This is a genomic window from Bacteroides timonensis (assembly GCF_000513195.1).
Classification (GTDB): Bacteria; Bacteroidota; Bacteroidia; order Bacteroidales; family Bacteroidaceae; genus Bacteroides; species Bacteroides timonensis.
In genome coordinates this window covers 1-11,825 of record NZ_CBVI010000173.1, presented here as the reverse complement: position 1 = coordinate 11,825, position 11,825 = coordinate 1, and the positions used below count along the sequence as shown (strand labels likewise).

8 protein-coding genes are annotated in these 11,825 nt (G+C 45.6%); 3 read left to right on the top strand and 5 right to left on the bottom strand.

Annotated elements, in window-relative coordinates:
• Positions 1–72 precede the first annotated feature (72 nt).
• Positions 73–720, top strand: coding sequence for an HU family DNA-binding protein (locus BN161_RS27100; RefSeq protein WP_044272238.1), 648 nt, complete (start codon positions 73–75; stop codon positions 718–720).
• A gap of 76 nt (positions 721–796) precedes the next feature.
• Here the strand turns inward: BN161_RS27100 and BN161_RS27095 are convergent, their stop codons facing one another.
• Together BN161_RS27095 and BN161_RS27090 are read right to left on the bottom strand one after the other, a co-directional pair.
• A complete protein-coding gene (locus tag BN161_RS27095; protein WP_044272236.1) occupies positions 797–1,480 on the bottom strand; it encodes an SGNH/GDSL hydrolase family protein in 684 nt (227 codons plus the stop codon).
• Positions 1,481–1,537: 57 nt separating this feature from the next.
• Positions 1,538–2,872 carry an MATE family efflux transporter gene (locus BN161_RS27090; protein ID WP_044272235.1) on the bottom strand — a complete coding sequence of 445 codons (1,335 nt, stop codon included), beginning with the start codon at positions 2,870–2,872 and terminating at the stop codon, positions 1,538–1,540.
• Between the two features lie 124 nt (positions 2,873–2,996).
• Here BN161_RS27090 and BN161_RS27085 point away from each other — a divergent pair, with 124 nt between their 5' ends.
• Entirely contained in the window at positions 2,997–3,926 is a 930-nt protein-coding gene (locus BN161_RS27085) for a DUF5106 domain-containing protein (protein WP_044272234.1), read from the top strand.
• A gap of 90 nt (positions 3,927–4,016) precedes the next feature.
• On the opposite strand, the gene BN161_RS27080 is transcribed toward BN161_RS27085, so the two are convergent.
• From BN161_RS27080 to BN161_RS27070, 3 genes are read right to left on the bottom strand one after another with little or no spacing between them, the layout of a single operon-like run.
• Positions 4,017–5,381, bottom strand: coding sequence for an efflux transporter outer membrane subunit (locus BN161_RS27080; RefSeq protein WP_044272233.1), 1,365 nt, complete (start codon positions 5,379–5,381; stop codon positions 4,017–4,019).
• Positions 5,378–8,581, bottom strand: a complete 3,204-nt coding sequence (locus BN161_RS27075; RefSeq protein WP_044272232.1) for an efflux RND transporter permease subunit — start codon at positions 8,579–8,581, stop codon at positions 5,378–5,380. The genes BN161_RS27080 and BN161_RS27075 overlap by 4 nt, the downstream gene beginning before the upstream one ends.
• A gap of 3 nt (positions 8,582–8,584) precedes the next feature.
• Complete coding sequence (locus tag BN161_RS27070; protein WP_044272230.1) at positions 8,585–9,742, bottom strand: efflux RND transporter periplasmic adaptor subunit; 1,158 nt, start codon at positions 9,740–9,742, stop codon at positions 8,585–8,587.
• 172 nt (positions 9,743–9,914) lie between these two features.
• Between BN161_RS27070 and BN161_RS27060 the strand changes: the two genes are divergently transcribed.
• A complete protein-coding gene (locus BN161_RS27060) occupies positions 9,915–10,751 on the top strand; it encodes a helix-turn-helix domain-containing protein (protein WP_044272227.1) in 837 nt (278 codons plus the stop codon).
• The last annotated feature ends 1,074 nt before the right edge of the window (positions 10,752–11,825 follow it).

The window sequence follows — 11,825 nt, the reverse complement described above, 5'->3', positions numbered from 1 at the left end:
TGGTTCGTTCAAAATTTGCTCTTCCCTTATATATATGGTACATTTGCATCATCAATTGTAAAACGACAAGCAATGGCAATACTTTTTGAATGGTATGAGACTCCGGTACCGAACAATGAAACGGACGAAACTGAGAAAACAACGATCCATGCACGCATCACCCTCAATGGAAAAGTAGGAACCGACGAAATCCGCCGAAAAATACAGAAACGCAGCTCGCTGACTGAAACTGATGTGTCGGCAGTGCTCGACGCGCTTTCTCATGTGATGGGCGAGGAATTATCGGAAGGGCGGCAAGTACATCTGGATGGTATCGGCTATTTCTACCCCACACTGAAAAGTGAAAAAGGAATCACAAGGGAGACGGACCGGAAAAATGAAAAGGTGAGATTGAAAGGTATCAAGTTCCGTGCCGACCGTGCGCTGAAGGACGAGGTGGGCAACGTGAAACTGAAAAACTTCAGGCACAGCGGGCACTCCGGTAAACTGTCCGATGTAGAGATAGATATGCGGCTGAAAGCGTATTTTGCAGAACACCAACTGATGACACGTGCCGATTTCCAGCGTATATGCGGCTTTATGCGGTCGAAAGCTGCGGAGCACCTGAAACGGCTAAATGCGGAAGGAAAGATAGAAAATATAGGAAGGAAGACGCAACCGATATATGTGCCGGCGGCAGGATATTATGGAGTCAGCCGGGAGCGGCTCGTAACGAGATAAGTCAGCAAAAAGAACACCCTTCCACACGCTATGCCCGATGAATAAAGGGACGCAGCGGTGTGGAAGGGGGTATATGTTATTCTTCTATTACTTTACACACCTGTTCGCAAATACTCTTCATTCCTTTTATGGAGGGATGTCCCCACTGTTTGTCAATATCGCGCAGGCGGATATTGGTTACTCCGTAATGGCGGCAGATTTCATCCATAGAAGTGGTTACATCTTCCGACAGTTCGGTGTTCGTGATATTATAGATTCGGGTATCCGGATAGCGCTTAGTCAGATAGTCCATCAGTCGGCAGAAGGCAGGACGGAAGCTGTAAAGATCGGCTTTAGTCCAATTTGCATACTGGTAGCTGCCGACAGGGGCTTTCGCCCAACTGTCGTTCGTACCGCCAAAGACCAGGAGAACATCAGGATTACCCAGGTTGTCCATACGCGTTACGAAGGAACGATCCGAGTAATCCGCTTTCTCATAACCGGTGTGGCAAACGGTTGAACCGGAATAGGAATTATTACGCTCCATCTGATAACCGTGCTCATTGATAAGAAGATACCACCAGGTATCCTCCACCCGCTTCACATCATTCTCTCTCTTTTCTTCCGGTACGCCATACCAACAGAGGTTGGTGTCGGGAGTGACATAACCGTAATATGTAGAATAAGAGTCTCCAAGGATGGAGAGTTTCTTTTGGGCAAAAGAAACTGAAACCGAAGTGAAGAGAATCGCTACAAATAATAAGAAAGAGTTGCGTTTCATGATAAATGTATTTTTTGTATGCAAATGTATTGAAAATAATTCATAGGTACAGCCATACTAAACTTTCTTTCTGCACAACACAATAAGGATTGTTGTAGTAATATCTCCTGCCGCCACAGCAAGCCAGATGCCCGTCACTCCCAACCATGCAGGAAGTACGAAGAAGAACAAGACCGGCAATATGCCACGCAGCAACGTAAGCCTCATTGCTAGATTAATACGTTCAATACTGGTATAATACCCTATTGTGATTACATTTATCCCGAAAAAAATGTAATCGACAGCAAACAGAGGCAGACCGGCAACCGCATACTGCCAGGCATGACTTGTCCGGTCCGGCAAGAACAGAGAAACGATATCACCGGAGAAACAGACAAACACTCCACTAATCACCAAAGCAAACACAACAGCGGAAATAATGCATAAACGCAACGCTTTATTGGAGCGCAATAACTGTCCGCAACCATAATTGTAACTGACAATGGGTTGTGCCGACTGAACCATAGCGTTAAACACCATGAAAATAATAGGGAACAGATAGCAGACAATGCTATAAGCCGCTACCCCATCCGTTCCGAGATGGCTCATAAACACATAATTGCCTGCAATAGCCATGACAGCAATCGTTATTTCACTCAAACAGGATGAAACACCCAGTTTCAGCATATACCATGTATTCCTCAGTGTCAGGCGGATGCTCTTGATGCTCATCTTCAACCTGGCAAACCGAACCGATACGGAGGGACGAAGCAGATAACCCAAGAGTAAAAGTGTCCCCACCAATTCTCCCAAATCAGTGGCGATAGCAGCACCGAACAATCCCCACTCAAAAATAAAGATAAAGATATAATCGAGCAAGATATTGACAACAGTAGCCGCCAGCATAGCCCACATGGCAAAGTTAGGATTCGTCAGGCGTACAAAGAACGGCAATGCCACCAGTAAGACCGTGGACGGAATGGATATGGAGAACCAAAACAGATATTCCGCTGACAATTCCGTCAGATGCCCTTCGGCTCCTAATAAGGTTACTACAGTTTCGGGGAACACAGTCAATAGTATTCCCATAATGATACTGACAATCGTCAGCATGACGATTGACTGCGTGACATTGATATTAGCGACCACCAATTTGCCACGAGACAGATTAATGGAAGCAAGAATTCCTCCACCCATACCGAACATCAGTCCCAACCCGGCCGCTATCATAAAAATAGGCGCCGCAATATTCACCGCGGCAATGGCATCACTACCTATTCCGCGTCCTACGAATATCCCGTCGACAACAGTGAACAATGCGGATGATACCATACCCAGCAACGTGGGGAAGAGTTGTTTTGTAAACAACTTACTCACACTCATGTTTTTGAAGTCCAAATTATCCCTTTGCATATCTCATTGTTTTTAAAAAAGCGGGGCAAAGGTAGGCTTCATAAATTTGCTGATACTTAACAAATGGTAATTAAAACATTTGCATTATCTTTGTCTCTCAATACATTATATAAGTAGTTGAATTATGAAAACTTCTCTCAACATTTTCCTCCTATTCCTGATCCTGTGTGCCTCATGCGGTAGCCGGAAAGCGAACGACAACAAGGAAACGGCAGTCCAGGCAGACACCGTAAAAAAATTCACGCTCCCCCTTATACCAACCATGCTGAACACTCCCGAATTGCGTGCGGACTATCTGGTACGGCACTATTGGGACAATATGGATTTTACCGATACCACTTATATCAACCTTCCGGATGTTACGGAACAAGCATGGGTGGACTTTATAGATATCCTGAAGATAGTACCGGACACTACTGCGATAACTGCCATAAAGCAAATGTATAAGATGGCAGATCAGAAGAAAGTCGTATTCTTCTATTATACGGACTTAGCAGAAAAATATCTGTATGATCCGAATTCTCCGATGCGGAATGAAGAATTTTACATTCCGGTACTGGACGCCATGCTGGAAAGTAAAGTATTGAATGATACGGAGAAAATACTTCCGCAAGGACGCCGGGAACTGGCAGAACAGAATCGTATCGGAAGGCCGGCAGAAGATTTCACCTATACACTGCTGTCCGGAAAAAGCGGTACGCTCTACGGAGTGAAAGCAAAATATACGCTGCTGTTTATCAACAATCCGGGATGTCATGCTTGTGAAGAAGGCATAGAAGCACTGAAACAGGCGCCTGCCATCAACAAGGAGTTTGCAGCAGGAAGTCTAAAGATACTGGCTATTTATCCGGATGAAGATAAGGAAGAATGGGAAAGACACCTACCGGATTTCCCCAAAGAATGGATAAACGGGTACGATAAAAAACTCGTTATAAAGGAAAAGAATCTGTATGACCTGAAAGCGATACCTACCCTGTATCTATTGGATAAAGACAAAAAAGTACTGCTGAAAGATGCAACGGTGGCACAGATTGACCAGTACCTGAATAAGTGATCACTAAAAATATCCCCTCTCACCACTCCACTTCGTGAAGGATAAAAGGGGATGAAGAAACGAGAGAAGAGAGAGTATATGATTTATTCTTTATTCCCTGCCACCACCTAAGGCTTGGTAGAGATTGATAATTCCCTGTATCTCATCGAAGCGGTCGGCTATCTGCGTCAGTTGGGCAGAGAGCAACGATTGCTGGGCGGTAAGTACTTCCAAATAAGTGGAGTTGCCATGTTTCATCAACAATTGCGTGCTGCGCACTGCAGTTTCCAATGAAGTGATCTGTCCGTCGCGCAACTCTGTTTTACCGCGGGCCACCTGCACTTGGGTAAGGGCATTATTCACTTCACTTCCTGCATTCAGCAGAGCCTGCTGGAAAGAAAGTTTAGCTTCTTCCTGTTGGGCTTTGGCTATTTTCAACTGTGCCATGTTTAATCCTTTATTAAATAAAGGTTGTGTCAGTGAACCAACTGCAGAGAGTAACAGCTTACCCGGGTTGATAATCATGCTTCCGGCAGAATTTGTCCAACCTGCCGTACCTCCCAAAGTGATGGAAGGATAAAAGGCTGAACGTGCCGCATTGGTACTATAAAAGGCCTGTGCCAGCGAGAGTTCCGCACTCTTCACGTCGGGACGACGGGAGAGTAACTGCAAAGGTACGCCAACGGTAAGTTCTTCCGGGAAATTTTGTCCCTGTAGCTTTCCACGTTCGATGGCGTCGGGCACATCACCCAGTAAAATAGAAAGTGAATTCTCTACTTCACGGATTTGCTGTTTAAGGTCGAGCAAAGAGGCTTCTACCATATAACAGTTTGCTTCGGTCTGGGCTACTCCGGCCTCATCTGTCATACCTGCTGCTTTCATGGCACGCATTGTCTTCACGCTCTCACGCCACTTGGCGGCAGTTTCGGCAGAGACGTTGTATTGTGCATCGAGCATTAATAAGGTATAATACATATTTGCCACATTGGCTATCAACGAAGTAGTGACAGCTTGTTCGTACTCCAGGCTCTGAAGGTACAAAGCTTTCGCACGGCGTTTCGCATTGGTCAGTTTACCGAAAATATCAATTTCCCAACTGGCGGATGCTATGCCGCTATACGTCCAGGAACCTTTTGATTTATCAAAGCTACTGACACCTCCCTGCGGAGTCAACATAAAAGAAGGCAGATAGGCCAGGCGGGCGGATGACAGAGTGGCTTCCGCTTCTTTGATACGCCACTGAGCGGACTGCAAGTCGGTATTTCCTTGCAGTGCATGCTCAATGAGAGATTGTAGTTGCGGGTCGGTAAACAACTCGCGCCAGGAGAGAGAGGCGATAGAGGTGGTGTCTTCCACCTCTACATCCTGCCCGTAAAGTCCGTCGGTCTTGACTTCGGGACGTTCATATTTGGTGTAGATGCCGCAACTACTCAACAGCAAGGCTGCGACAGCTAAAGTGATGATTTGTTTCTTCATTTTTCTTTTGATTGATGTTCTTCTATTTCTTTCTTACTCACTTCCATCTCCTCCTCAATCTGCCAGTCTTTGGTAGGCATGGACTGAGCCGGACGCAGACGTTCCTGCAACCACTGGAAGGTGACGAACAAGGCCGGAACGATAAAGAGTAATCCCAGCGTACCGATGGTCATACCACCTACTACACCTGTACCCAACGAACGGTTACCGTTAGCACCTACTCCGGTAGCTACTACCAACGGGAACAGACCGAAGATCATGGTAAGTGCCGTCATCAGGATAGGACGAAGACGGGCTTTAGCTGCGCTGACTGCGGAAGCAATCAATCCCATGCCTGCTTTTCGGCGCTCGGCAGCATATTCCGTCAACAGAATAGCTGTCTTGGCAAGCAAACCGATCAACATAATCAAACCTGTTTGCAGATAAATGTTATTCTCCAATCCTGCTATCTTGGCAAACAAGAACGTACCCATCAAACCTACCGGAACCGCAAGAATAACTGCAAACGGAACGATGAAGCTTTCATAAAGCGCACTCAGAATAAGATAGATCATCAGAATACAGATACCGAAGATAATTACCGTCGTACCACTCTGCTGGTTCTCTTCACGCGTGATACCACCGAAGTCATAACCGTAACCTTTCGGCAGGCTGATTTCCGCTGTCTCTTTCACGGCACGGATGGCATCACCCGTACTATATCCCTCGGCAGGCATGGCATTCACAGCTATGGAGTTATACATATTGAAGCGACTCAATGTCTCGGCACCATAACTGCGGGTCAGCATAACGAACTGGCTCAGCGGAGCCATCTCACCGTTTGCCATCCGAACAAAGGTGTTGTGCAGTGAAGTCTCATCCATGCGGTATTCCGGACCGGACTGTATCATAACCCTATATACCTTTGAGAAACGGTTGAAGTTGGATACATACTGTCCGCCATAGTAGCCCGAAAGTGTAGAGAGCACTGCATCCGGAGTAATGCCGGCACGCTTACATTTGGCAGCATCTACTTCTACAGTCCATTGCGGATAGCGCACATCGAAAGTAGAATAGGCCATGGAGATTTCGGGACGCTGGTTCAAAGCACCCAGGTATTGCTGGGTAGTCTGGAAGAAGGTATTCACATCCGTGCCCAACTTATCCTGTACATTCAGGTCGAGTGCATTACCCATACCATAACCCGGAATCATACCCGGAGCAATCGCAAAGATTGTGGCATCCTTGATATCTGCCGTGCGGGCATAAATCTGTCCGATGACAGCCTGCACCTGATCTTCTTTCTTTGTACGTTCATCCCAAGGTTTCAGCTTCACTACAATCATACCGAAGGTATTTCCCTGTCCGGAAAGCAAGCCGTAGCCGGTTACTTTCTGAATATGAAGTTTCTGCGGAATAGCCTCCAAGCGTTCTTCCACACGAAGCATAACATCATCCGTAGTCTTCAGTGAACTACCCGGAGCCGTGCTTACATTGACGAACAATACACCCTGGTCTTCATCAGGCACCAAACTGGTCTTCGTAGAGTTCATCAGGAGTACCAACACTACCACTGAGCAAACCAGCAATGACCATGACAACCAGCGACGCTTGATAAAGAATAATACCGCATTCTTATACTTATTCACCACCACATCGAAAGCCGCATTGAACGAATTACGGAAACGGGCGGCAAAATTATTCTTCTGCGTGCCATCTTCATTAATATAAGGTCTCAGCAGCAGAGCGCAAAGAGCCGGGCTCAGCGTCAAAGCGTTAACGGCTGAAATACCTACTGCAACCGCCATCGTCAGACCGAACTGCGTATAGAACGTACCGGACGTACCACTCATAAACGATACAGGAATGAACACCGCCATAAATACCAATGAAGAGGTGATAACCGCATTACTGATACCTTTCATAGCGTCGATACTTGCCATATAAGAAGACTTATACCCGACATCGAACCTCGACTGTACCGCCTCGACGACGACTATGGCGTCGTCCACCACCGTACCGATCACAAGCACCAATGCAAACAGTGTAATCAGGTTGATACTGAATCCGGCAACGGACATAAAAGCGAAGGTACCTACCAGTGACACGATGATGCCCACCAACGGAATCAATGTGGAACGGATGTCCTGCAAGAATACATATACCACCAAGATAACGAGAATGATAGCCTCAATCAAAGTCTTTACTACTTCATGGATAGAAGCGAACAGGAAGTCATTGGAACTCATCATCTGTGTCAGTTCCACACCTTTCGGCAGGTCTTTGCGTACTTCGTCCAGCAGATTGTCAATGTTCTGGTTTACTTCCGTTGCATTGGAGCCGGCCGTCTGGAATACCATACAGGAAACACCATTGTGACCGTCCATACCGCCTTTGTAGGCGTAGCTGTCCTTACCCAGTTCCACATCTGCAATGTCTTTCAACTTCAGCACTTCACCGTCTTCCGTAGAACGGATTACGATTTCACCAAATTCCTCCGGTGTAATCAGACGGCCTTTATACTTCATGGTATATTGATAGGTTTCGTCCGAATTTTCACCAAACGAACCGGTAGCCGATTCTATATTCTGCTCGGCAAGTGCTGCCGTCACGTCAGACGGAATCAGTTTGTACTGTGCCATCACATCAGGCTTCATCCAGACACGCATACTGTAGTCACCACCCATAATCATCATATCGCCCACACCTGCAATACGCAGCAACTGCGGTTTCAAGTTGATACTCATATAGTTGGCAAGGAAGTTTTCATCATACGAATTATCGGGACTATGCAATGAAAACATCTGTAAGATACTGGTCTGGCGTTTCATAGTCGTCACACCTACCTGGGTTACTTCTCCCGGAAGCTGTCCGGTAGCTCTGGATACACGGTTCTGCACATTAACGGCAGCCATATCCGGGTCGGTTCCCTGTTTGAAATAGACAGTAATGGATACCGAACCGGCATTGGTAGCGGTAGACGTCATATAGGTCATGTCTTCCACACCGTTGATAGCTTCTTCCAACGGAGCGATAACACTCTTCTGCAAAGTTTCCGCACTGGCACCGTAGTACGTGGTGCTTACCATAACGGTAGGCGGAGCAATATCGGGATATTGTTCGACGGGCAGGGTAAACAACCCGATGATACCCAGAATGACAATCGTTATAGAAATGACCGCCGAAAATACCGGGCGTTCAATAAATGTTCTCAGATTCATGGATTAATCCTCCTTTGTTTGTTGATTAGCGGTTTCTTGTGTTGCAGAGGATGCTGCCTTAGCTTGAATAGGTGTACCTTCGCGCAATAATCCTACGCCTTCAGCCACAATTACATCACCCACATTCAAACCCTTGTCTACGATATACTCTTTTCCACCATTCACACGGGTCACCTCCACCGGGGCAGACTGCGCTTTACCATCTACTACTTTAAATACGAACACTTTATCCTGCACTTCATAAGTAGCCGCTTGCGGAACAACGATACAGTTCCGTTTTTGAACAGGAACCACTACATTGCCGGCTCCCCCACTCTGTAACAATCCTTCTTTATTCGGGAATACGGCACGCAGACTGACAGTTCCGGTAGAAGTATCGATAACCCCACTGATTGTTTCAATCTTACCTTGCGAAGGATAGGTGGATTTATCATTCAAAATCAGTTCAATAGCAGGCATTTCCTCCAATGCTTTACTCCTGGAACCGTAGCGACGCGTCATATCCAGCAACTGGTTTTCTGTCATCGAGAAGTAAACGTACATATCGGAATTATCAGAAACCGTAGTCAACGGTTTAGGCAGGCTGGCACTAACCAAAGCGCCCACACGATAGGGCAGAGTGCCTACAACACCGTCGGCAGGACTTTTCACTTCCGTATAAGAAAGGTTATTGGCGGCACTTACACGTTGCGCTTCCGTCTGCGCCAATTGCGCTTTCGCCGTCAGCAGGTTATTATAAGATGTCTGCAAATCGAACTCGGAAATCACGTTCTGGGCAAATAATTCTTTTTTGCTATCATACGTCAGTTGAGCCGTAGCTACACTTGCACGCGCCGCTTCCACATTGGCTTCCGCAGTCTGCAAAGCCGCACGGTAAGGCACTTGGTCAATAATAAACAAGACTTGTCCTTTGCGGACCGCCTGACCTTCTTCCACACAGAGTTTAGTCAGGAAACCTGATACCTGCGGGTAAATGTCAATGTCTTGTCTTCCCCGGATACTTGCTGAATAGGTCGTTTGCAATTCCTTGTCGGATGTCGTGATTCTCATCACCTCATACTCAGAACTGGTCTGCACGGTAGGAGCCTGTCCGCATGCTACCAATGTTACTCCACAAATGAATGTCACCATTTGTCTAATCAATCTCTTCTTTGTTGTCATACTACAATCTTTTTAAAAACATCTTTTGTTATGTCGGCGGCAAAGGTATGCCGTTTTTGAACAACAACTTGTTTCATTTGTCGCACTCCTTTGTTCATTTTCGGAACGGTTTGCTTAACATTCCAAAAAGAACTTCTACCTTTGTTCCAACAAAACTTTAAAAAGATAAAGTATGAATCCATTATTAACTACGAAAGCAGAAACCTTTAGATCCGGGAGCGATAACCTGGAGTTTTACCACAACCGACTCGTCAAACTAACGAATGGAGTCCTTTTATTCTGTTCTGGCGGAGAAGCGGAAATCACCATAGATCTGGAGAAGCATCACATTATACCGAATACGAACATTATGTTATTGCCCGGCTCTATTCTTTCGCTCAGATCAGCCAGCCCGGACTTCCAGATACACTATTTCGCTTATTCGGGCGAGATGATGAAGGTCGCCTGTTTCCGCCTGGACCCGGCATTCATGCATTTCATGAAAGAGAATTCCTGTTATACACATACCAGGCTCGAAACAATACGTCCCATTCTGGGAATGATAGAGGCAAGTGCTGCTATTTATGCCGACAAGGAAAACCAGTTCCGCGAAAGTATTGCCCAGAACCTGCTTCAGATATTCTTTCTGGATACTTATGATAAGGTGCAGCGATACTTCACCAAAGAGCAATTGGAAGGAGGGAACCGGAAAGGACAGCTGTTCAAAAAGTTCATTCACCTGGTACACACCAATTGTACCGCACAACGGGATGTAGCCTTTTATGCCGAGCAGCTTTGTATTTCTACACGTTACCTTTCTGCTATTACTAAAGAGGTAGGTCAGATTTCTGCTAAAGAAATTATCGATGAATTCCTCACATTGGAAATCAAAGTTGCCCTGCAATCCACCAACCTCTCACTGAAAGAGATAGCCGACCGGTATAATTTTCCCGACCAGTCGTTCTTCGGACGGTACTTCAAGAAGCATACGGGGATGTCACCGAAGGAATATAGAGCAAAAAGAATATGATGAAATTTATTGCTATAACTTGTCGCATTTCAGACGGGTTTTGAATCTTTTCACCACGGAGTACACGGAGGTTTATAAATGATAATTTAGCGGCTTCGCCGCTAAATTAAGTTACGAGCTACGAGCTACCAGTAACGAGTTGCTGCGCGTACTGGTGGGCGAATAATAATTCGCCCGGCTATCATGCCGAAAGGTACTTGTCACTTGTAGCTCGTAGCTCGTAACTTATCGCGCTTTGCGCGATAAATTATCATTCATCAGCATACCTATTCCTTTGCGAAACATGAATCAAGATCAATCTTACAACAAAAGAATTTCTGCAAATTTATCGACACTATTCCCGATTATCCGCTCACTTACAGGTGTTTACATGAGTGTTGGAAGAGTGTATGTAAGTGTAGGTAAGAGCGTTGTCGACACTCTTTTTTTCGATAATCATACAAGAAATGCATATTAATCATCTGTATATCAACTACTAATGCGCATAGATACCGTTTCTTCATAATCTATGCAAAATCACCGTATTTACGGCACTAAACAGCCCCAATATCGTCAGATATGTACTGGTTTTCGCCTTTGGTACATAAATAAGGCTGTAAATAAGACCGAAAAACGGCCTGTTTCCCGTTTACAAGAAGTTAGGAGTTTGTCGACAAGGAGTTAACTTCTTGTCGACAAACTCCTAACTTCTTGTAAACAGGAAATTGGGCTCTTGTAATCACCTGATAACCAATAGTGAATCATCTTGGTTTGGAAGAGCGATTTGTATATAAATATCATCTGATCCATGAGCTATCCTTCAGAAAGATACCGGAAACGGATGAATCCCGTTCATTCAAAACCGTTCCGGATGGGCGCTAAGTATCATTCTGACATTTTGTATTATCAACGCTCCGAGAATCGTTTCTTTGCGCCCGAGAGTGCGTTGCAGAGGAAATACGGGAAGGAAAAACCACATTCTACTGTATGACAACCAAATACAGAAATACGTACAATTATTCTACAGAAAATAACAAGCAATGTGCCGCACCGGAACAAGCAATGTGCCGCGGATTAAGATACTATGTGCCAGGG

Bases quoted from the DNA above. Each gene is read 5' to 3' on its own strand.
- BN161_RS27075 (WP_044272232.1), bottom strand. From the start codon at position 8,581: ATGAATCTGAGAACATTTATTGAACGCCCGGTATTTTCGGCGGTCATT.
- BN161_RS27070 (WP_044272230.1), bottom strand. From the start codon at position 9,742: ATGACAACAAAGAAGAGATTGATTAGACAAATGGTGACATTCATTTGT.
- BN161_RS27080 (WP_044272233.1), bottom strand. From the start codon at position 5,381: ATGAAGAAACAAATCATCACTTTAGCTGTCGCAGCCTTGCTGTTGAGT.
- BN161_RS27100 (WP_044272238.1), top strand. From the start codon at position 73: ATGGCAATACTTTTTGAATGGTATGAGACTCCGGTACCGAACAATGAA.
- BN161_RS27060 (WP_044272227.1), top strand. From the start codon at position 9,915: ATGAATCCATTATTAACTACGAAAGCAGAAACCTTTAGATCCGGGAGC.
- BN161_RS27095 (WP_044272236.1), bottom strand. From the start codon at position 1,480: ATGAAACGCAACTCTTTCTTATTATTTGTAGCGATTCTCTTCACTTCG.
- BN161_RS27085 (WP_044272234.1), top strand. From the start codon at position 2,997: ATGAAAACTTCTCTCAACATTTTCCTCCTATTCCTGATCCTGTGTGCC.
- BN161_RS27090 (WP_044272235.1), bottom strand. From the start codon at position 2,872: ATGCAAAGGGATAATTTGGACTTCAAAAACATGAGTGTGAGTAAGTTG.